This is a genomic window from Mesorhizobium sp. M1328 (assembly GCF_040318075.1).
Taxonomy (GTDB): Bacteria; Pseudomonadota; Alphaproteobacteria; order Rhizobiales; family Rhizobiaceae; genus Mesorhizobium.
Window position 1 is genome coordinate 836170 of sequence record NZ_JAMYLO010000001.1, and the last position, 20611, is coordinate 856780.

Below are 20611 nucleotides of genomic sequence, written 5' to 3' on the forward strand. Positions count from 1 at the left end.
CAGGTTTGAAGCATGCCTTCGTTAAAAGACCTTCGTAACCGTATCGCCTCGGTCAAGGCGACGCAGAAGATCACCAAGGCGATGCAGATGGTCGCCGCGGCGAAGCTGCGTCGCGCGCAGGAAGCGGCGGAAGCGGCGCGTCCCTATTCGGAGCGCATGGGCGCGGTGCTGGCCAACATCACCCAGGCGATCGGTGGCGGCGGCGACGCCCCGGCGCTGATGACCGGCACCGGCAAAGACGACGTGCATCTGCTTGTCGTCTGCACGGCCGAACGCGGCTTGTGCGGCGGCTTCAATTCGCAGATCGCCCGTTTTGCCCGCGACCACATCCGCAAGCTTCTGGCCGACGGCAAGCAGGTCAAGATCATCTGCGTCGGCAAGAAGGGATTCGACATATTGCGCCGCGACTACGGGGCGCTGATCATCGAGCGTGTCGACCTGCGCGAGGTCAAGACGCTGGGCTTCGTCAATGCCGACGCCATCGCCAAGAAGTTGATCCACCTGTTCAACGAAGGCGGCTTCGACATCTGCACGCTGTTCTATTCGCAGTTCAAGTCGGTGATCAGCCAGATCCCGACGGCGCAGCAAATTGTCCCGGCGGGCGCGCCTTCGGCTGCCGCAGAAGTGAAGGACGGCGGCAGCGCCGTCTACGAATACGAGCCGGAGCCGGGCGAAATCCTCTCCGATCTCATCCCGCGCAACATTTCCGTGCAGGTTTTTCGCGCGCTGCTCGAGAATGCTGCCGGCGAGATGGGTGCCAAGATGAGCGCCATGGACAATGCGACGCGCAACGCCGGCGACATGATCAACAAATTGTCGATCACCTACAACCGCCAGCGGCAGGCGCAGATCACCAAGGAATTGATCGAAATCATTTCGGGCGCCGAGGCGCTCTAGGCACGCTCACAAGGAGGTCATCGACCTCAAGCGTGTGAGAAACAAAGAGACGAAAAGGGTAAAGACGATGGCGAAAGCAGCGACCCCCAAGACGGCAGCCCCTAAGGCCGCGGCACCAGCGAAGGCTCCGGCGGCAGCAAAGGCCGCTCCGGCCAAGAAGGCGGCAGCAACCAAGGCCGCCGCTGTGAATACGCCGGCCGTTACCATCAAGAAAACCGGCCTGGCAGGCAAGGTTCGCCAGGTCATCGGCGCCGTTGTCGACGTCCAGTTCGGCGAACATCTGCCGGCGATCCTGAACGCGCTTGAGACGATCAATGTCGGCAATCGCCTGGTGCTCGAGGTTGCCCAGCATCTGGGTGAGAACACCGTGCGCTGCATCGCCATGGACTCGACCGAAGGTCTGGTCCGCGGCCAGGATGTCTATGATACCGGTGCACCGATTACCGTGCCGGTCGGTCCGGGCATGCTCGGCCGCATCATCAACGTCATCGGCGAGCCGGTCGACGAGGCAGGCCCGGTCAACGGCATCGAAATGCGCTCGATCCACCAGCCGGCGCCGACCTATGTCGAGCAGTCGACGGAAGCGCAGATCCTGGTCACCGGCATCAAGGTGCTCGACCTGCTGGCCCCCTATGCCCGTGGCGGCAAGATCGGCCTGTTCGGCGGCGCCGGCGTCGGCAAGACGGTGCTGATCCAGGAACTGATCAACAACGTCGCCAAGGCGCATGGCGGCTTCTCGGTGTTCGCCGGCGTCGGCGAGCGCACCCGCGAAGGCAACGACCTCTATCACGAGTTCATCGAGTCCGGCGTCAACAAGAAGGGCGGCGGCGAAGGCTCCAAGGCGGCGCTCGTCTATGGCCAGATGAACGAGCCGCCGGGCGCCCGCGCCCGCGTCGGCCTGACCGGCCTGACGGTTGCCGAATACTTCCGCGACCAGGGCCAGGACGTGCTGTTCTTCGTCGATAACATCTTCCGCTTCACGCAGGCGGGCTCGGAAGTGTCGGCGCTGCTCGGCCGCATTCCTTCGGCCGTGGGCTACCAGCCGACGCTGGCCACCGACATGGGCGCCCTGCAGGAGCGTATCACCACGACGACCAAGGGCTCGATCACCTCGGTGCAGGCGATCTATGTGCCAGCCGACGACCTGACCGACCCGGCACCGGCGACCTCGTTCGCCCACCTCGACGCGACGACCGTGCTCAACCGCGCGATTTCGGAGAAGGGCATCTATCCGGCGGTCGATCCGCTCGATTCGACTTCGCGCATGCTCGACCCGATGGTCGTCGGCGAAGAGCACTATCAGGTCGCCCGCCAGGTGCAGTCGATCCTTCAGCGCTACAAGTCGCTGCAGGATATCATCGCCATCCTGGGCATGGACGAGCTGTCGGAAGAGGACAAGCAGACGGTTGCCCGCGCCCGCAAGATCGAGCGCTTCCTGTCGCAGCCCTTCTTCGTCGCCGAAGTGTTCACCGGCGCACCGGGCAAGCTGGTCGACCTCGCCGACACCATCAAGGGCTTCAAGGGCCTTTGCAACGGCGACTACGACCATCTGCCGGAAGCCGCCTTCTACATGGTCGGCGGCATCGAGGAAGCGGTCGAGAAGGCGCAGCGCCTGGCCGCCGAAGCGGCCTGATGGTGAATGGTCAATAGTGAATTTGTGAATGGGGAGTAGCGGATAGGAAATCGGGGCTGAGTGAAGGTCATTCTTTCTGACCATTCACCATTCACCATTCACCAGTCGCTAAACTGATCATGCCTGAAGCTTTCAAATTCGAACTGGTCTCGCCGGAGCGCCTCTTGGTTTCCGAGCAGGTCGAATCCGTCGTCATTCCGGGCGCCGAGGGCGAAATGACTGTCATGGCGCATCACGCGCCGGTCATGACCACAATCAAGCCGGGCGTCGTTACGCTGAAGACCGCGCAAGGCAAGGAAGAGCGCTATGTGGTGTTCGGCGGCTTTGCCGACATCGTTCCGGCCGGTTGCACGCTGCTGGCGGAATCGGCTGTGGCCGTCGGCGACATCGATCGCGCCGACCTTGCCCGCCGCATCCAGGAGGCGAGGGAAGACGCCGCCGACGCCAAGGACGACCAGACCCGCAGCAAGGCCGAGCAGTTCCTTAGCCAACTCACCACGCTAGAAGGCGCCATCCTGCCGGCTTGAGGTTCGCTCAAATGACTGACTGAAAAAGCGGGCTTGCCCCGCTTTTTTGTTTGGTGGACAGTCTGGCTGCCTTGGCGTGGGGGTGGCCGATGACAGAACAAGCAGTGCAACAAGAAACTATCTCGCGATCCAGATGGTCGACGGCCCTGGTGTCGGCCTTTGGCGGCCCGTTTGGCGGGTTCCTCTGGATCGGCAGCGGCAAACTGGCGGTTGCCAGCCTGCTAGTGATCGGCGCCGTCGTTTTCGCGCTTGTCTATATCGGATTTCCGGTGTTACCCGGCGTCGATCTTGCCTGGCTGGCCGATCTTTCAAGTATCGGCTTGATGATCCTGTGGGCAGCGCTTGTCGTGCCGTTCGCGCGCCGATTTAAGCCGGACAGATGGTATGCGCACGGGCTTTGGGTGCTGGTGCTCGTCTTTCTGACCACGTATCCGGCCGCATTTGCCACGCGCGCGTTCCTATTCCAGCCGTTTTCGATTCCCTCCGGCAGCATGGTGCCGACGTTGCAGGAGGGCGACTATCTCTTCGTTTCCAAATCCGCATACGGTTACAGTCGCTACAGCGTGCCCTTCAACGTTCTTTCATTTGACGGGCGGCTGTTCGGCGCGGAACCCAAAAGGGGAGATGTGGTTGTCTTCAAGTTCCCGCCCGATCCGAGCGTGGACTACATCCAGCGGATCGTCGGCTTTCCGGGCGAAAGGATCCAGATCATCGACGGGGTGCTTCACATCAACGATGTCGCGGTGGGACTCGACGATATCGGCACTTTTTCGTCCGAAGAGTTCTCGAAAGCCAAACTTCAACGCGAAACTCTGCCGGGGGGCGTCACCCATTCCGTCCTCGACCTTACCGACAACTCGATTGGTGACAATACGCGCGTGTTTGAGGTGCCCGAAGGCCACTACTTCGTGCTTGGTGACAATCGCGACAATGCCTCCGACAGCCGGTTCAGTGTCGGGTTTGTTCCCTATGAAAATCTGGTCGGCAAGGCTGTGCGGTTGTTCTGGAATTCCAAGGGCACCGATTATTCATCTCGACAGACGCTGAACGGCCAGGCGAGCAGATAGCCTCAGCTCGTCAGCATTTCTACTGCGCGCATGACGCCGCGCAGTTCGGCGAGGCCCTTCAGGCGGCCGATGCAGGAATAGCCGGGGTTCACCTTCTTGCCGATGTCGTCGACAATGGCATGGCCATGGTCCGGACGCATCGGAATCTGCCAGTCCGCCCTGCCTGCCGCCTTGCGCCGCCGCTCTTCGCCAATCAGCGCCGACACGACCGCCACCATGTCGGTGTCGCCGTCGAGGTGCTCGGCTTCGTGGAAGGAGCCGTCCGGCTCCTTGGTGACATTGCGCAGATGGGCGAAATGGATGTTCTCGGCGAAAGCCTTCGCCATTGCCGGCAGATCGTTCTGCGCGCCCGCGCCATAGGAGCCGGTGCACAGCGTCAACCCGTTAGCCGGCGAAGCGATAGCGTCGAGCAGCGCGCGGGCATCATTGGCGCTGGAAACGATGCGCGGCAGGCCGAACAACGAAAAGGGCGGATCGTCGGGGTGGATCGCTATCCTGACGCCGGCCTCTTCGGCCACCGGCACGATCTCGCGCAGGAAGGCAAACAGGTTTTCGCGCAGGCCTTCGGTGGAGACGTCCTTGTAGAGGTCGAGGGCGCGGCGGAAGCTTGCCCGGTCGAAGATGAATTCGCGCGCCGGCACCCAGCCGATCAGGTTGCGCTCCAGCCTTGCCTTGTCACTTTCGCTCATCCCTTGCAGCCGCGCCCGCGCGGCCTCGACGCGGGCCGGCGGGTGATCGGCCTCCGCCCCTTCTCGCTCGAGGATGAAGACGTCATAGGCGCAGAGCTCGACGACATCGAAGCGCAGCGCCGTGCCGCCATGCGGCATCGGATAATCGAGGTCGGTTCGCGTCCAGTCGGTGATCGCCATGAAATTATAGCAGACGGTGTTGATGCCGGCGGCGGCGACGGCGCGGATCGAGGCCTTGTAATTGTCGATCAGGGTCCGCCAGTCGCCGCTGCGGGTCTTGATGTCCTCATGGACGACGATGCTCTCGACCACGTCCCAGGTCAGGCCTGCTGCCTCGATCTCGGCTTTGCGCCTGGCGATCTCGTCCGCCGGCCAGGCGCGGCCGTCATTGAGGTGATGCAGCGCGCTGACGATGCCAACGGCGCCGGCCTGATGGACATGGGCGAGCGTCACCGGATCGTCGGGCCCGAACCAGCGCCAGGTCTGTCTCATGGCTTCTCACTCCCTATGCCAAGCGCCGCGAAGGCGGCGGCAGGCCCGCCCCGCCGCAGGCGCTCGAGATGGGCTGCCGTCAGATCGATCAGTGTCATGCGATGTGAATGGTCCTTGGCGAAGCCGGCGAGATCGAACATCGCCGTCACCGTTTCGACAGCCGGCCGGCTGCCGAGCTCCGTAAGCCGAGTGTCGATCGGGTCGGTGAAATGGGCTTCCGGCAAGGTTTTGCCGCGCGCTTCGCAAGCGGCGATCCAGGCGGCCACTACCGCCATGAGATGGGCGGGCGGGTCACCGGCACCCAGCCGCTCGAGGGCCGAGGCGACGATGCGCTGCGGTAGCTTCTGGCTGCCGTCATTGGCGATCTGCGCCGTGCGATGGGCGAGCGCGGTGTTCGAGTAGCGTTCGGCGAGCTGGGCCGTGTAGCCGGCCGTATCGAGCCCGGCGTCCTGCGGCAGCGTCGGGATGGCCTCGGCCCATAGCCCGTCGACGAATTGCCGGATCGCCGGATCGGCGAAGGCGCGGTCGACCGTGTCGTAGCCGCTGAGCAGGCCTAGATAGGCGATTGCGGAATGCGAGCCGTTGAGCAGCCGCAGCTTCATGTCCTCGAAGGGCCCGACGTCGCCGACCATGGTGACGCCGAACTTTTCCCAGGCCGGCCTGCCAGCCGGGAAATCGTCTTCGACCACCCATTGGCAGAACGGCTCGGTCATCACCGGCCAGGCATCCTCGACGCCGAGCTCGACGGCGATACGCGCCCGGTCGGCATCGGTGGTCGCCGGTACGATTCGGTCGACCATGCTCGACGGAAAGGCGACGCCGTCGGCGATGTGCCCCGCGAGGCTCGGATCGCGCAGTGCTGCGAATTCGACCAGCAGGCGGTGCAGGGTGGCGCCATTGGCCGGAAGGTTGTCGCAGCAGAGCACGGTGAAAGGCTGGATGCCGGCGGCACGGCGGCGCGACAGCGCTTCGGTCAGGAAACCATGCGCCGTCCGTGGCATTTGTGGGTTAGCCAAATCATGGGCGATGTCCGGATGGGTGCTGTCCAGACCGCCGCCGGCTGCTCTCAGATAAGCCTTTTCGGTGATCGTGAGCGTGACGATGCGGGTGCGCTGATCGGTCAGGGCGGCGAGCACGGCAGCCGGATCTTCCGGCGCCACCAGCAGCGTCAGGATCGAACCGACGACGCGCAGCTCTTCGCCCATGCTGCTCCTGATCGCCAGCGTGTAGAGGCCATCCTGCGGCGCTAGTGCGTCGCGCGTGTCTGGACTGCGCAAGGACACGCCGACAATGCCCCAGTCCGCCTCTCCCGCCGCCAGGCAGTCATCGACATAGGCCGCCTGGTGGGCGCGATGGAACGCGCCGACGCCGAGATGGACGATGCCCGGTGCGATGCCGCTGCGGGCATAACGCGGAACCGCGACCGAAGCCGGCAGTGCCTTCAGCGTGCTGTTGGAAAGGCGTCTATTGGTCATTGCGCCACGCGTGTCTGACGAGATTGTTGGGTCGCTGCTGGCAGGCGGCGTAACACCCGATGCCGTCATGCACAATGGGCAATGACCGACGAAAAGTCATCATACAACAACCCAGTTTTTGTATGTTGACATTATTTCTTTCCAACCCTACCGATGTCCGGATTGGGAGGATTTACGTGGCCGCATTGACGGATCCGGATTTGCTGTTTCCCGCCGAGGCGCGCCCGCTTTCGCTGGCCCGCGATCTCTATGCCGCGGTCAAGGACCTGCCGATCGTCAGCCCGCACGGCCACACCGACCCGCGCTGGTATGCGCTCAACGAGGCGTTTCCGGATCCGGCGCAATTGCTGATCGTGCCGGACCACTACATTTTCCGCATGCTGTTCAGCCAGGGCGTTCGCCTTGAGGAGCTTGGCGTACCGACGCTTGATAGCTCGCCGGTGGAGACCGACGGCAGGACGATCTGGCGGCGCTTCGCCGAGCATTATTACCTGTTCCGCGGCACGCCGACCAGGCTGTGGTTCGACCATATTCTTGCCCATCTGTTCGGCATCGAAGAGCCGCTGACGGCCGCAACCGCCGACCGTCATTACGACACGATCTCGACCTTGCTGCAGTGGGAGAATTTTCGCCCCCGAGCGCTGTTCGAGCGCTTCAACATTGAGGTCATCGCGACGACCGAAGGTGCGCTCGACGATCTCAGATGGCACCAGATGATCCGCGACAGCGGCTGGGAGGGCCGCGTCGTCACCGCCTATCGGCCGGACGCGGTCGTCGATCCCGATTTCGAAGGGTTCTCGGCCAATCTCGACCGGCTTGGCGAGATAACCGGGTGCGATACCGGCAATTGGACCGGCTATCTCGAGGCGCACCGTCAGCGGCGCGCCTTCTTCAAGAGCTTTGGTGCGACTTCCTCCGATCACGGCCATCCGACGGCCGAAACCGCCAATCTCTCGGATGCCGCCGCCGAGGAGTTGTTCAACCGCATCCGCCGTGGCTCGGACGACGAGCGGGAGCGAAAACTGTTTCGCGCCCAGATGCTGACCGAGATGGCCAAGATGAGCCGCGACGACGGGCTGGTCCTGCAGATCCATCCCGGCTCCTGGCGCAATCATTCGCCGGCTATCTTTCAAAAGTTCGGCAGGGACAAAGGCTTCGATATTCCGACGCGGACCGATTATGTGACGGCGCTGAAGCCACTGCTCGACTGTGTCGGGCTGGAGCGCGACCTCACCATCATCCTCTTCACCCTCGACGAGACCAGCTATGCGCGCGAGCTAGCGCCGCTCGCCGGCGTCTACCCGGCATTGAAGCTCGGGCCGGCCTGGTGGTTCCACGACAGCCCCGAAGGGATGCGCCGGTTCCGTGAGATGACCACCGAAACGGCCGGTTTCTACAACACCGTCGGTTTCAACGACGACACCCGCGCCTTTCCATCCATACCGGCCCGCCATGATGTGGCGCGCCGGGTCGATTGCGCATATCTGGCGCGTCTCGTCGCCGAGCATCGACTCGGCGAAGACGAGGCGCACGAGCTGGCGCAGGAACTTGCCTATACGCTCGCGAAAAAGGCGTACCGGCTCTAACGGCGCTTGCCGCCATCGTTCAAACGGGAGGAAACCAATGCTGCATTTTTCAAGACTGGCGGGAGCTACGCTACTTGCCGCCGCACTGCTGGCCGGAACGGCAAGCGCCCAGACGGTTCTGCGCTCGTCCGACACACACCCGGACGGCTATCCGACGGTCGAGGCGGTCAAATATTTCGGCGAGCTCGTGAAAGAGCGCACGGCCGGCCGCTATGTGGTCGAGATCTATCCTTCCGCGCAACTCGGCGAGGAAAAGGACACGATCGAGCAGGTGCGCACCGGCGTGATCGATCTCAACCGCGTCTCGATGGCGCCGTTCAACGGGCTCATCCCGGAGACCACCGTGCCCTCGCTGCCCTACATCTTCCGTTCTGAAGAGCATATGCACAAGGTCATGGACGGGGCGATCGGCGACCAGATCGCGGCGGCGTTCGACCAGGTCGGGCTGGTGCTGCTCGCCTTTTACGACGGCGGCTCGCGCTCCTTCTACAATTCGAAGAAGCCGATCAACACCGTCGCCGATATGGCCGGGATGAAGTTCCGCGTCATCCAGTCCGACATCTTCGTCGACATGGTGGCGGCACTCGGCGCCAACGCGACGCCGATGCCGTATGGCGAGGTGTATTCGGCGATCGAGACCGGGGTCATCGACGGCGCGGAGAACAATTTTCCGAGCTACGACACCGCCAAGCACGCGGAAGTCGCCAAGTACTATTCGCTCGACGAGCACACGATGGTGCCGGAAGCCTTCGTCATGGCGAAGTCGAGCTGGGACAAGCTGACGCCGGAAGACCAGGCGATCTTCAAGGCGGCCGCCAAGGAAAGCGTCGCCAAGCAGCGCGAGCTGTGGACCGCCAAGGTCAAGGAATCGCGCGCCAAGGTCGAGGCGGCCGGTTCGCAGATCACGACGCCGGACAAGCAGCCCTTCATCGACGCGATGGGGCCAGTCTACGACAAGCACGTCAAGGACGACAAGCTGAAGGCCATGGTCGAAGCCATCAAGGCCGTGCAGTGATCAAGCGGCGGCGCGGACATTCCGCGCCGCCATCCTCCTGGGGAGAAAACCGGTGACTTCCAGCCCAAAACCAACACCGCTCCTGTCCGGCGTCGCGCAAGTGATGTCGCGCGTCAGCACGGCGGCACTGTCGATCGCCGGCATCGGGCTGGTGCTGATGACCGCCTTCGTCGCCTGGCAGGTGTTCGGCCGCTATGTTCTGAACCGCTCGCCGAGCTGGACCGAGCCGGGCTCGGTGATGCTGATGAGCTGGTTCATTTTCCTCGGCGCGGCCGTCGGTGTGCGCGAGAACTACCATCTTGGCTTCGACGTCCTGCTCTACGTGCTGCCGAAAGGCGGCAAGCGCTGGCTGCGGATGATTTCGGACCTCGTCGCGCTCGCCTTCGGCATCGGCATGATCTGGTATGGCAGCCAGCTGGTCGCATTGACGTGGGGCTCCGTCTTGCCGTCACTCGGCATATCGGGGGGCTGGGATTACGTCCCGCTTGTCGCCGGAGGCGCGCTCATCGTGCTCTTCACGCTGGAGCGCATCGTGCTTCGCCTCTCCGGCGCGCCGATCGACGATGCCCTCGATGAATTGCCGCCGGCCGAAGTAGCAGCCGAACTCGACACTGCCAACGTGAAGGTCTGACGCCCATGGAACTGTGGATTCTCTTCGGCGTCTTCACCCTGCTGATGCTTATCGGCACGCCGATCGCTTTCTGCCTCGGCGTCGCAAGCCTTGCCACCGTCCTCTATATGGGCCTGCCTCCGCTCATCGTATTCCAGCGCCTGAATTCCGGCATGAGCGTCTTTTCGCTGCTGGCCATTCCGTTTTTCATCTATGCCGGCGACTTGATGGTGCGCGGCGGCATCGCCAGCAAGATCGTTGCCTTCGCCGGCTCGCTCGTCGGCCATTTGCGCGGCGGCCTCGGCCAGGTCAACATCGCGACCGCTACACTGTTCGGCGGCATCTCCGGCTCAGCCGTTGCGGAGGCGGCGGCGGTAGGCGGCCTGATGATCCCGCAGATGAAGGCGCGTGGATATGGAGCGGACTACGCCGTCAACGTCACGTCGATGGCGGCACTGATCGCACTGCTGCTGCCGCCGTCGCACAACATGATCATCTACTCGATCTCGGCAGGCGGAAAGATCTCCATCGCCGATCTGTTCACGGCCGGTATCATCCCGGGCCTGCTACTGGCCCTGTCGCTGATGGTCACCGCCTATATCGTGGCGCGCTCCCGCGGCTATCCGACCGAGGCGTTTCCGGGCTTCACCGCCGTCGCGCATCTTTTCGCCGTTGCGGTGCCCGGCCTGCTGCTGATCGCGATCATCTTCGGCGGCGTGCGATCGGGCGTCTTCACCGCCACCGAGAGTTCCTGTATCGCCGTCATCTATGCGTTGCTCGTGACCGTCTTCGTTTACCGGCAGATGACCTGGGAAGGGTTCGTTCATGCCACCCATGGCGCCGTGCGCACCACGGCCATGGTGCTGCTCATCATCGGCATGGCGGCGGCGTTCTCGTGGCTGATGGCCTTCCTGAAAGTGCCGGCAGCGCTCATCGCCTCCATGAACGCGATCTCGGACGATCCGCTGGTCGTGCTTCTCCTGCTCAACCTCTTGATGCTGTTCCTCGGCACGTTCATGGACATGGGGCCGACGATCATCATTTGCACGCCGATCTTCCTGCCCGTGGCGCAGGCCTACGGCGTCGACCCGGTGCATTTCGGTGTCATCATGATCCTCAATTTCGGCATCGGGCTGAACACGCCGCCGGTGGGCGCAGTGCAGTTCGTGGCGTGTGCAGTGGGCAAGATATCCGTCTGGGAATCGATGCGCTCGATCTGGCCGTTCTATGCGGCAGGTCTCGTTGTGCTTGCGCTCGTCACTTACATTCCGGCCATTTCGCTATGGCTGCCGAGCGTCTTCAAATAGGGGGTGCGACATGGCCTCGGACACCGCAGTCGACCTCCGTGTCGAACGAAGACCGAAGCTTTCGGAAGTCGTCGTCGCGGCGATCCGCAAACAGCTGCAGGCGGGCGAGATCCAGCCGGGGCAAAAGCTGCCGACCGAGGGTCAGTTGACCGAGACCTTCGGGGTTAGCCGCACCGTAATACGCGAGGCGCTGGCCAAGCTTGCCGCGGACGGCCTGGTCGAACCGCGCCAAGGCGCGGGCGTCTTCGTCACCGAGCATATCTCGACAGCGTTCGGTGCGCTGGCAGCAGAGATGGGCAGCAAGGATTCGATCGCCCTCAACGTGCTCGAAGTCAGGTTGGCGATCGAGATCGAATCCGCCGGGCTCGCTGCCATCCGCCGCAACGCCGCGCAGGAAGCGGCGATCCAGGAAGCCTTCTTCGAATTCGAACGGCTGCTCCTCAACAGCGAGCCGACAGGACCGGCCGACCTTGCCTTCCACCGCGCAATCGCCAGCGCCACCAACAATCCATTCTATGTCGAGATGCTCGACGTGCTCGGCCGCCGCGCCATCCCTTGCGATGTGACCTCGCCCTGGTCGACCGAGATCGCCCAATCGGACGCCTATCAGCGCGGCCTGCAGCGTGAGCATCTGGTGATCCTCAATGCCATCTCGGCAGGCGATGCCGAGGCGGCCCGGGAGGCGATGCGCGCGCATCTCGGTGCCAGCCAGCAGCGCTATCGCGAGCGCCTGCACGCGCGCCAGGTTTTTTATGCCGACTCGGTCAAGGCCGCGGCAACTGAATAAGCAATTGAGGCAGCCCCATGGGACAGCAATGAATCACACTGACAATCATACGGATTTCACCTCCCGGTTCGCCGTCGATCCTGTTTCTGCCGCAGCTATGGGAACGGACGAACTGCGTCACAATTTCCTGATCGAGGACTTGTTCCAGCCCGGCCGCATCAGCCTGACCTACACCCATTACGACCGCATGATCGTCGGCGGCGCCATGCCCGCCGGCACACCGCTGCCGCTGCAGGCGATCAAGCCGACCGGGACCAAGAATTTTCTCGACCGCCGTGAGATGATCATCGTCAACATCGGCGGCGCGGGCATCGTGACAGCCGGCGGTCAATCCTACGAGCTGCAGGCGCGCGACATGCTCTATTTCGGCATGGGCACGGATGAGGTATCGTTCGCTGCGACCGATCCGGATGAGCCGGCTAAATTCTACCTGCTCAGCGCGCCGGCGCATCAGAGCCATCCCAACCGGCTGATCCGCATCGGCGATGCCAAGCGGCTCGATCTCGGCAGCCACGCAACCTCCAACGAGCGCTCGATCTTCCAGTTCATCCATGCCGACGGCGTAAAGACTTGTCAGCTTGTCGTCGGCATGACCCAGCTTGCCTCCGGTTCGGTCTGGAACACCATGCCATGCCATGTGCATGACCGGCGCATGGAGGCCTATCTCTATTTTGACCTGCCGGAGGCGGCGCGGGTGTTTCACTTCATGGGCGAACCGGACGAAACGCGCCATCTCGTCATGCGCAACGAGGAGGCGGTGCTGTCGCCGGGATGGTCGATCCATTCGGGCGCCGGCACCTCGAACTACGCCTTCATCTGGGCGATGGCCGGCGACAATGTCGATTATACCGACGTCGACCTAGTAACGATGGAGGAGCTCAAGTGAGCGACCTCTCGGCCTTCAGCCTTGCTGGCAAGCGTATCCTCGTCACCGGCGCCAATACCGGCATCGGCCAGGGCATCGCCGTGTCGATCGCGCGCGCCGGCGGCGCGGTCGTCGGCGTCGGCCGCTCGGCGATGGACGAGACGGCGGAGAAGATTGCGGCGGCCGGCGGCCGCTTCGAGGCGGTCCGCTGCGATCTTGGCGATGATGCAGCCGCCCAAGCGATGCTTGACCGCGTCTGGGACGATACGGGGCCGCTCGACGGCCTGGTCAACAATGCCGGCATCATCCGGCGTGCCGATGCGGTCGACCTCACCGAAGCCGACTGGGACGACGTCATCGACGTCAATCTCAAGACGGTATTCTTCCTCAGCCAGAGTTTTGCCAGGCGCGTGCTTGCCGATCCGGAACGGCGCGGCAAGATCGTCAACATCGCCTCGGTACTGAGTTTCCAGGGCGGCATCCGCGTTGCCTCCTACACCGCCTCCAAACATGGCGTGCTCGGCATCACCCGGCTGCTTGCCTGCGAGTGGGCGGCAAAGGGCATCAACGTCAACGGTATTGCGCCCGGTTATATCGAGACCAACAACACCGAGGCGCTGCGCGCCGATCCCGACCGCAGCGCTTCGATCCTGGCGCGTATTCCGGCCGGACGCTGGGGTGCGCCGGAAGACATCGGCGACGCAGCCGTATTCCTGCTGGCGCCGGCGTCGAACTACATGCATGGCGCGGTGGTGCCGGTGGATGGCGGCTGGCTGGCGCGATAAGCAGCAAATGATAAGAGTTTGGCGATGACCGGAACCAAAATCTTCTCGCATGCCGGCGAGGGTGCGTGGACGCCGACGCCGGATGGCAACCGCAGACGCGTGCTCCTGCACACGGATGAACTTATGATGGTCGAGTTCGGTTTCGACAAGGGCGGCGTCGGCGCGCTGCACTCACACCCGCACGTCCAGGCGAGCTACGTCGCCGAAGGTCGCTTCGAGGTCACCATCGACGGCAGGACCGAGGTCCTGGAGACCGGCAGCAGCTTCATCGTTCCTTCCAACCTTGTCCATGGCGTCAAGGCGCTGGAGGCGGGACGACTGGTCGACAGCTTTACGCCGTACCGCGCGGATTTCCTCGACTGAGCTGCGGGCCCGAAGATCAGGCAGCCGGTTCTCATAACGAAAAACCCGCGCCTCCGGAGAGACGCGGGCGTGTTGCCTGGGCGCTTGTGGCGCCGCGGTACTCAAAACATCACCGCAGAACCTGAACCTGCCGAATGATGGTGAAGATAGGATTAACCGCTCCGAGGCGGCGCGATATTCACAGTCAAGGCGAATAGGGGCTGGAACGGCGGTCCGATATCGGCCAATGAGAGAGAAGGTCGCTTCAGGCGGTGCCGAGGGCGGGACCAGAGGGGTCGATAAATGTTCGAATCTGCTGTCCAGGCAATCACCTGGCGATTCGCCGGGGAATTTCGGCAGGTCGTATCCCCGAAAGTTCTGTAATGCAGATTGCAGCGAGCATCCCGGCAGAGGATTCCAAGCGGCGCATTCTGAAGGATGTGTTCGGCTTCGATGACTTTCGTCTCGGCCAGGCGGCCGTGATGGAGGCGCTGCTGGCCGAGCGCCATGTGCTGGCTGTCATGCCGACCGGCGCCGGCAAATCGCTCTGCTACCAGGTCCCGGCGCTGGTCCTGGGCGGGCTCACCATTGTCGTTTCGCCGCTGGTGGCGCTGATGCAGGATCAGGTCGCCGCATTGCGCCTTGCCGGCGTGGCGGCCGATACGATCAATTCCTCACTCGACCGCGATGCCAATGTCGCTGCATGGCGCCGCGTCGCGGCAGGCCAGACGCGCCTGCTCTACCTTGCACCGGAGCGGCTCATGACGGTGCGAATGCTCGAGGCGTTGACCAAGCTCGATGTCCGGCTGATCGCCATCGACGAGGCACATTGCATCTCGCAATGGGGACCGGCGTTCCGGCGCGAATACGAAGAATTGTCACGGCTGCGCGGCATCTTCCCCGATGTGCCGATCATTGCGTTGACGGCGACGGCGGACGAGGCGACGCGCACCGACATTGCCGCGCAACTGTTCGACGGGCGCGTCGATACCGTGGTGCTCGGCTTCGACCGGCCGAACATCAAGCTAAGCATCGAGCCCAAGCAGGACAGCAAGCGCCAATTGCTAGGTTTCGTGCAGCGCCATGCGGGCCGCAGCGGAATCGTCTATTGCCTGTCGCGCAAAAAGACCGAAGAGATGGCGGCGTTCCTCGAGCGGAACGGCGTACGCGCGCTCGCCTATCATGCCGGCATGAGCAAGGACGCGCGTGAAGCGAATCAAAATGCTTTCATGACCTTGTCCGGCGTGGTGATGGTGGCGACCATCGCCTTCGGCATGGGGATCGACAAGCCGGATGTCGCCTATGTTTTCCACACCGACCTGCCGGGCAGCTTGGAGGCCTATTATCAGGAAATCGGGCGGGCGGGCCGCGACGGGCGGGCGGCCGAGGCACATATGCTCTTCGGTCTCGGCGATATACGCATGCGCCGGCTTTTCATCGAAGACGAGGATGCGCCGGCTGAGCACAAAAGGCGCGCGCATGGCCGGCTCGATACGCTGATCGGTTATTGCGAGACGACGCAGTGCCGCCGTCAGATCCTGCTTGGCTATTTCGGCGAAAGTGCTTCGCCTTGCGGCAATTGCGACAACTGCCTCGACCAGGCGCCGCATGCGGATGGCGAGGCGGAGGCGCGGATCATCCTGGCGGCGATCGCACAGACCGGCGAGCGCTTCGGCGCCGCCCATGTCGTCGATGTCCTGCTCGGCCATGAGACCGAGAAGGTCCTGGACAGGAACCACCACAGGCTTGCCAGCTTCGGCACCGGTGTGGTGCATAAAAAGAGTTTCTTGCTGTCGCTGCTCCGCCAACTCGTCGCGGGAGGGTTCCTGACATTGAACTCAGCCGGCCATGGCAGCCTCGCCATTGCCGAGAAGGGCCGTGCGCTGGCTCGGGGCGAGGCTTCATTCCGGTATCGCTTGGACGCGCGCCAGTCATCGCGAGGCAAGATACGTCCTGAGGATACCGCAGCAGGCACGGAAGGTCTGGATTCGGCGCTGCTGGCCGCGCTCAAGGCTGTACGGCTGCGTCTTGCCCGGGAACGCCAGGTGCCGGCCTTCGTGATCTTTTCGGATCGTACACTGATCGATATGGCTGAACGCTGCCCGCGCGATCTGGACGCCTTCGCCGCGGTCAACGGCGTCGGCGCCGCCAAGCTCAAGGTTTTCGGCGAGATATTCCTCGGCGCGATCGCTGCGCATCAATCCGGTGTGGCGGGCTGAAGACCCACTTCAGTGACGCAATCAGCACCGGCTTCGTCTCGCCGCTGCAATCGCAGCCTCCTGCTGCCGCAAGCGCTCGATCTTCGCACTCTGGCGGGCAGCCACGGTCGAGGCGACACGCTGCCCTCCCAACAGCCAGCCCGGAATGTTGGTGTGGACGACTTTGCCGCGAGCAATGGCCGTTGCCGACATTTCGTCAGCGACCGCGCCCATCGCCACGTTAAGCTCGACGCAACTCATCTTGTCGTATTTCGCAGCACCAAAGGATGCCGGCAAAGGCGATGCGCAACTTCCGACAAACATCAGGCTGCATATCAGAGGCGCGGCCGTGGAGATCGCCTTCATTCCCTTATCAGGCACGTTGATGCCGGACGGGCGGATTTCCGGAGGGCTCTCGATCTCGGGCCGCGAAGCGCTCCCGAGGTTCCGCGTAACTGAAGCATGTGACCTCTACAATACTCTGTGCTGACCGTCCTGTTTGTCTTCGAAGAATTCCGAGAGAACCGCTGCGATCCTTTCGGGGTGCTCTTCCGGGAAAAAGTGCCCGCCTTGGACAGCGCGTCCTTCCACTCTGTCGGTCCATTTCCTCCAGATGGCCAGCGGCCCGCCTTCTTGCGCATACCAGTTCTCCAGGGCGCCTTCGCCACTCCATAGCGCCAGTAGCGGACACTCGATGCGACGACCGTTTGCCTGGTCCAGCGCGTCATGTTCACGATCGATCGTCGCAGCGGCGCGATACTCTTCGCAGATGGCATGAATATGCGCCGGATCGCGAAGCGCATCAACATAGGCGTTCCTGACCTCTTTGGAGACCATTTTCGCCGACGATCCCCATTGCGTTATTGCATCGTCGACGACGGCATCGGGAGCCGCGCCTATCAGACGTTCCGGCAGGGGCTCCGGCTGGGCAAGAAGGCTCCACGGCCAGAAGCCGAGAGCCAGTCTGGCATCCGCCCGATCCCATGTTGCGGCGGTGGGGATGATGTCGAGGACCGCGATTTTGAGGACTTTGTCGGGATGGTCGAGCGCCAGGCGATAGGCAAACCCGCCCGCCACGACCATGCCCGGCAACCATGAACCGCTCAAACCCCAGTTGCTTCATGGCTTGAACCATGTCGCCGGCCATGGCGCGTTTGGCGTATGGGCTATGATCGGCAGAGGAAACCGGGCATCCGCTTTGCCCATAGCCTCGAAGGTCGGCGGCGACCACCGTGAAGCGGGGCGCCAAGGCTGCGGCGACATCCCTCCACATCAGATGCGTTTCTGGAAAACCGTGAAGAAGCAGCAGCGGCGGACCGGTGCCACCGACCCTTGCGAAAATGGTCGTATCGTCCAGTCGCAAGCTGGTGGCTCTGAAACCTGCAAACACCGTCAGCCTCCTCGGGCGTCCTTAGACAAGCTCTCTAAGGGCGCTAACGGTCGCCTGAGGCGAAAACCCCGGTCGCGATGGCAAGGGTTCAAGCCGGCTAGTTGCTAGAATCGAAACCAGACCCAGGCGCGCCTGCGGAAGCACCGCCTGCGCCGATAGCCGTTTCGCCAGTAAACGCGACAGACCCTTCTCCAACCGCGCCGGCGGCGGCGACGCGGCCGGTGCCACCGGCGATGATAGACTGGTTGCAACTCTGCTTGAGTTTCGTCGTCGTCGAAGGTCTCGACATCCGGCGCCTCGAGTTCATCGAGAATGCCGCTTCTGGCAGTTGGAACGCCGGCCACTGCGTTGATTGGCCGAACTGTGCTTGCAAGGGCCGCAGCCCCGGCAATGCCAAACATTCCTGTCAAAAATAGTCGCCGATCCATGGAAACCTCCCGATCTTCAACCAGCGATAGAACAAGGCTAACGATGGGGAGATAGCGCAGTCGGTGCAAACGCCCAGAGCCGCGCGGCGATTAGCGGTGGTCCGGTCGGCCGGCGGGTGTTGCCTCGTCCTCGAAGTGGGATGGCTACCTCGATCGACAAACACCCGGAACTTTCTGAATGGATGGCGGGCCGAAAACAATGAAGATCGAATGACCGTCTACGCCATAGCCACCCAATTTCACGCTACTCGCGTCGCAAGGAGGCTTGACTGCCATCCTACCAGAAGGTAGGTAAGGGCATGAGCAACTTGTCTACCACCTCTGACGACATCCTGGCTTGTGCGCGTTCACTGATCGTCGCTGGCGGCTACAACGGTTTCAGTTATGCCGACATCGCTGATGTGGTCGGGATCCGTAAGGCGAGCATCCATCACCATTTCCCAAGCAAGGTCGATCTGGTCCGAACGCTGGTTGCGCGGTATCGGGAAGAAGCTGAAGCGGGGATGGCAAATGTCGAACTTCACGAATCCGATCCGCTCGAACAGTTGCGGATCTATGCCGGGTATTGGGAAGCCTGTATTGCGGACGCCAGCGCCCCGTTTTGTATCTGCGCGCTGTTGGCAAGCGAGCTCCCCGTGCTGCCCGAGGAAGTTGGCCTTGAGGTCCGGGCGCATTTCCGCTCCCTGTCGGCTTGGCTGACATCCGTGCTCGAGCGCGGCGCGCGGCACGGCCAATTTCAACTGATGAGTACCCCTCGTGCCGAGGCCGAAGCGTTCATGGCGACTGTTCACGGCGCGATGCTTTCGGCACGGGCCTATGGCGATCCGAAGATATTCGGCGTCGTGACAGGCTCGGCACTGGAGCGGCTCCGCGCCCCCAAGATACGGCCCTAGATCTCAAATAACCGTAATGCAATCGCTCTGCGACGTTCGTCGAGAGCCTCTACCTACTAGTCGAAAGGACGATCCAATGACGGTTCACAGTGGCGATCTTTCCCGCGCCAGCCAGGAACAATGGCTCAAGCTCTATTACTTCGCTCGGACGGCGTTCTCGGCTGTCTGGGTGGCGGCTGCCTTTACGGTGGGACAGAATTCCGGGGTGATCGCGGCGGTGTTGCTCGTGACTTATCCTGCATGGGATGCCCTCGCCAATTTTGTCGACGCATCGCGCAGCGGAGGATTGGGACGGAATCGCACGCAGACCATCAACGTCGTGGTCAGTGTGGCGACAACGCTTGCGGTCGTTGTTGCGCTGAAGATGAGCATGAATTGGGTGCTCGGGGTCTTCGGTCTATGGGCGATCCTGTCTGGCTTGCTTCAACTCGGCACCGCAGTCCGCCGTTGGAAGAGCTCTGGTGCGCAGTGGGCGATGGTCCTGAGCGGAGGGCAATCAGCACTGGCAGGCACGTTTTTCATCGCGCAGGCGCGGATGCCGATGCCGCCATCCATCACCAACGTGGCCGGCTATGCCGCAGTAGGCGCCCTCTACTTCCTGGTTTCGGCGGTTTGGCTGAGCGTGAGCCAATTGCGGCGGAAAGCTGCATAGCTCTTCATCTTGAGCCAGCACCGCGCCCGATCAGAGGTCTGTCAGCTGCTAGCATCGGTTCGCCAAACAGAACGACCCACCCTTACCCCTAAGGACTGAAAATGAGACCGATGTGTTTGGAATTTCACCACCCGGCTGGGGCTAGCCGCTCATCCAAGGCATCTCGATCGCGCCGAACGATACAGCGATCCCGAGGGCCATCAGCGCAATGCCCAAAGCAACTTCGAAGCGGCGGCCGCGCTGCAGCAGCTTCTCGACGAAGACGACCAGCGTCAACAGCAGCATCCAGGCGACGCTCAAGACGCCCACCGCGACCAGCACGGCAAACAGAGCCCAGCAGCAACCAAAGCAATAGAGTCCGTGCCGCAGCCCCATCTCGAGTGCGCCAACCCGCCCGTCGCGCCAATGCTGCGCAACGAAAGCGAGCGGCGAACGGCAATGGCTGAGGCAAATGTGCTTGAGGGTCGTGAATTGGTAGAGTCCGGCCACGCCAAGCGTCATACCGAGCGCGAGCGGCGCCCATTTCGAACGCTGAGGCGGATCGAGGCTCGACGCAAACTCGCTTCCTAGCTGGACCAGGACATACACAAGAAGGCCCGCCGCCGCCCAGACGAGCATGTAGCCGGCGACGAATATCCACGCCGGGATGGCGACGTGCTGTTCGCGCCTAGCCTGCGCCGCCGCGAACATAAAGATCATGGGCGCGGCCGCCGGCAGCATCATAGCAGCCATCATCACCGTCCATACAGCAAGAAAGGCGGCGGCGCCGGCGAGTGACCAACCGTCGGCGGCAATTCCGGCCGTCGCCATGCCGGCCATGCCTTCCATACCCTCCATCCCGCCGCGCACCGCAATGCCCATAGGCATATCCATGCTGAGGGTCAGCGCCCACGCCGCCGCTGTTAGCACGACGAGCGATGCGAGAAGGCCGAGCGGCATGCCACGCAAATTCCGGAGCCGCCACGATTTCCCG

The 20611-nt window shown here is 62.9% G+C and carries 19 protein-coding genes and 1 pseudogene; 15 read left to right on the plus strand and 5 right to left on the minus strand.

Features of this window, described 5'->3' with window-relative positions:
- Window positions 1-12 precede the first annotated feature (12 nt).
- The 4 genes from NKH23_RS04135 (at window position 13) to lepB (ending at window position 4124) form a co-directional block, all read left to right on the plus strand.
- Complete coding sequence (locus tag NKH23_RS04135; RefSeq protein WP_352909767.1) at window positions 13-897, plus strand: F0F1 ATP synthase subunit gamma; 885 nt, start codon at window positions 13-15, stop codon at window positions 895-897.
- A 67-nt stretch (window positions 898-964) separates the two neighbouring features.
- Window positions 965-2530 carry a F0F1 ATP synthase subunit beta gene (gene atpD, locus NKH23_RS04140; RefSeq protein WP_352718290.1) on the plus strand — a complete coding sequence of 522 codons (1566 nt, stop codon included), beginning with the start codon at window positions 965-967 and terminating at the stop codon, window positions 2528-2530.
- A 119-nt stretch (window positions 2531-2649) separates the two neighbouring features.
- Window positions 2650-3057, plus strand: a complete 408-nt coding sequence (locus tag NKH23_RS04145; protein WP_352648928.1) for a F0F1 ATP synthase subunit epsilon — start codon at window positions 2650-2652, stop codon at window positions 3055-3057.
- A 323-nt stretch (window positions 3058-3380) separates the two neighbouring features.
- Window positions 3381-4124, plus strand: coding sequence for a signal peptidase I (gene lepB, locus NKH23_RS04150; RefSeq protein WP_352721879.1), 744 nt, complete (start codon window positions 3381-3383; stop codon window positions 4122-4124).
- Window positions 4125-4126: 2 nt separating this feature from the next.
- On the opposite strand, the gene uxuA is transcribed toward lepB, so the two are convergent.
- Window positions 4127-5305 (minus strand): mannonate dehydratase, encoded by a 1179-nt coding sequence (gene uxuA, locus NKH23_RS04155; protein ID WP_352721849.1) that lies wholly within the window; start codon window positions 5303-5305, stop codon window positions 4127-4129.
- A complete protein-coding gene (locus tag NKH23_RS04160; RefSeq protein WP_352909771.1) occupies window positions 5302-6780 on the minus strand; it encodes a mannitol dehydrogenase family protein in 1479 nt (492 codons plus the stop codon). Before NKH23_RS04160 ends, uxuA begins: the two co-directional genes overlap by 4 nt.
- A 176-nt stretch (window positions 6781-6956) precedes the next feature.
- Between NKH23_RS04160 and uxaC the strand changes: the two genes are divergently transcribed.
- From uxaC to recQ, 9 genes are all read left to right on the plus strand, one after another.
- Window positions 6957-8366 carry a glucuronate isomerase gene (gene uxaC / locus NKH23_RS04165; protein ID WP_352721853.1) on the plus strand — a complete coding sequence of 470 codons (1410 nt, stop codon included), beginning with the start codon at window positions 6957-6959 and terminating at the stop codon, window positions 8364-8366.
- Window positions 8367-8403: 37 nt separating this feature from the next.
- Complete coding sequence (locus tag NKH23_RS04170) at window positions 8404-9381, plus strand: TRAP transporter substrate-binding protein (protein ID WP_352909774.1); 978 nt, start codon at window positions 8404-8406, stop codon at window positions 9379-9381.
- A 103-nt stretch (window positions 9382-9484) separates the two neighbouring features.
- Window positions 9485-10012: a TRAP transporter small permease gene (locus NKH23_RS04175; protein WP_023719697.1), complete on the plus strand. Its 528-nt coding sequence runs from the start codon at window positions 9485-9487 to the stop codon at window positions 10010-10012.
- A 5-nt stretch (window positions 10013-10017) separates the two neighbouring features.
- Window positions 10018-11298, plus strand: a complete 1281-nt coding sequence (locus NKH23_RS04180) for a TRAP transporter large permease (protein WP_292656436.1) — start codon at window positions 10018-10020, stop codon at window positions 11296-11298.
- A gap of 10 nt (window positions 11299-11308) precedes the next feature.
- On the plus strand, window positions 11309-12085 hold the full coding sequence (locus NKH23_RS04185) for a FadR/GntR family transcriptional regulator (protein WP_352909777.1): 777 nt from the start codon (window positions 11309-11311) through the stop codon (window positions 12083-12085).
- A gap of 28 nt (window positions 12086-12113) precedes the next feature.
- Entirely contained in the window at window positions 12114-12971 is an 858-nt protein-coding gene (gene kduI, locus NKH23_RS04190; protein WP_352909780.1) for a 5-dehydro-4-deoxy-D-glucuronate isomerase, read from the plus strand.
- Entirely contained in the window at window positions 12968-13735 is a 768-nt protein-coding gene (gene kduD / locus NKH23_RS04195; protein ID WP_352909782.1) for a 2-dehydro-3-deoxy-D-gluconate 5-dehydrogenase KduD, read from the plus strand. The genes kduI and kduD overlap by 4 nt, the downstream gene beginning before the upstream one ends.
- A gap of 24 nt (window positions 13736-13759) precedes the next feature.
- Complete coding sequence (locus NKH23_RS04200; RefSeq protein ID WP_352721859.1) at window positions 13760-14098, plus strand: cupin domain-containing protein; 339 nt, start codon at window positions 13760-13762, stop codon at window positions 14096-14098.
- Between the two features lie 362 nt (window positions 14099-14460).
- Complete coding sequence (gene recQ / locus NKH23_RS04205) at window positions 14461-16296, plus strand: DNA helicase RecQ (RefSeq protein WP_353034240.1); 1836 nt, start codon at window positions 14461-14463, stop codon at window positions 16294-16296.
- 21 nt (window positions 16297-16317) lie between these two features.
- Here the strand turns inward: recQ and NKH23_RS04210 are convergent, their stop codons facing one another.
- Both NKH23_RS04210 and NKH23_RS04215 read right to left on the minus strand, forming a co-directional pair.
- On the minus strand, window positions 16318-16572 hold the full coding sequence (locus NKH23_RS04210) for a hypothetical protein (RefSeq protein ID WP_352909785.1): 255 nt from the start codon (window positions 16570-16572) through the stop codon (window positions 16318-16320).
- A 174-nt stretch (window positions 16573-16746) separates the two neighbouring features.
- Window positions 16747-17665 (minus strand): annotated as a pseudogene (locus NKH23_RS04215) (alpha/beta fold hydrolase).
- Between the two features lie 727 nt (window positions 17666-18392).
- Here NKH23_RS04215 and NKH23_RS04220 point away from each other — a divergent pair.
- Complete coding sequence (locus NKH23_RS04220) at window positions 18393-18986, plus strand: TetR/AcrR family transcriptional regulator (RefSeq protein ID WP_352978943.1); 594 nt, start codon at window positions 18393-18395, stop codon at window positions 18984-18986.
- Window positions 18987-19062: 76 nt separating this feature from the next.
- Complete coding sequence (locus NKH23_RS04225; protein ID WP_352721867.1) at window positions 19063-19638, plus strand: DUF308 domain-containing protein; 576 nt, start codon at window positions 19063-19065, stop codon at window positions 19636-19638.
- A 141-nt stretch (window positions 19639-19779) separates the two neighbouring features.
- On the opposite strand, the gene NKH23_RS04230 is transcribed toward NKH23_RS04225, so the two are convergent.
- A complete protein-coding gene (locus tag NKH23_RS04230; protein ID WP_352721868.1) occupies window positions 19780-20577 on the minus strand; it encodes a DUF2182 domain-containing protein in 798 nt (265 codons plus the stop codon).
- Between the last annotated feature and the right edge of the window lie 34 nt (window positions 20578-20611).

Bases quoted from the DNA above. Each gene is read 5' to 3' on its own strand.
- NKH23_RS04145 (WP_352648928.1), top strand. From the start codon at position 2,650: ATGCCTGAAGCTTTCAAATTCGAACTGGTCTCGCCGGAGCGCCTCTTG.
- NKH23_RS04180 (WP_292656436.1), top strand. From the start codon at position 10,018: ATGGAACTGTGGATTCTCTTCGGCGTCTTCACCCTGCTGATGCTTATC.
- kduI (WP_352909780.1), top strand. From the start codon at position 12,114: ATGAATCACACTGACAATCATACGGATTTCACCTCCCGGTTCGCCGTC.
- uxuA (WP_352721849.1), bottom strand. From the start codon at position 5,305: ATGAGACAGACCTGGCGCTGGTTCGGGCCCGACGATCCGGTGACGCTC.
- NKH23_RS04200 (WP_352721859.1), top strand. From the start codon at position 13,760: ATGACCGGAACCAAAATCTTCTCGCATGCCGGCGAGGGTGCGTGGACG.
- NKH23_RS04185 (WP_352909777.1), top strand. From the start codon at position 11,309: ATGGCCTCGGACACCGCAGTCGACCTCCGTGTCGAACGAAGACCGAAG.
- NKH23_RS04220 (WP_352978943.1), top strand. From the start codon at position 18,393: ATGAGCAACTTGTCTACCACCTCTGACGACATCCTGGCTTGTGCGCGT.
- recQ (WP_353034240.1), top strand. From the start codon at position 14,461: ATGCAGATTGCAGCGAGCATCCCGGCAGAGGATTCCAAGCGGCGCATT.
- NKH23_RS04175 (WP_023719697.1), top strand. From the start codon at position 9,485: ATGTCGCGCGTCAGCACGGCGGCACTGTCGATCGCCGGCATCGGGCTG.
- NKH23_RS04230 (WP_352721868.1), bottom strand. From the start codon at position 20,577: ATGCCGCTCGGCCTTCTCGCATCGCTCGTCGTGCTAACAGCGGCGGCG.
- atpD (WP_352718290.1), top strand. From the start codon at position 965: ATGGCGAAAGCAGCGACCCCCAAGACGGCAGCCCCTAAGGCCGCGGCA.
- NKH23_RS04170 (WP_352909774.1), top strand. From the start codon at position 8,404: ATGCTGCATTTTTCAAGACTGGCGGGAGCTACGCTACTTGCCGCCGCA.
- lepB (WP_352721879.1), top strand. From the start codon at position 3,381: ATGATCCTGTGGGCAGCGCTTGTCGTGCCGTTCGCGCGCCGATTTAAG.
- NKH23_RS04225 (WP_352721867.1), top strand. From the start codon at position 19,063: ATGACGGTTCACAGTGGCGATCTTTCCCGCGCCAGCCAGGAACAATGG.
- NKH23_RS04135 (WP_352909767.1), top strand. From the start codon at position 13: ATGCCTTCGTTAAAAGACCTTCGTAACCGTATCGCCTCGGTCAAGGCG.
- NKH23_RS04160 (WP_352909771.1), bottom strand. From the start codon at position 6,780: ATGACCAATAGACGCCTTTCCAACAGCACGCTGAAGGCACTGCCGGCT.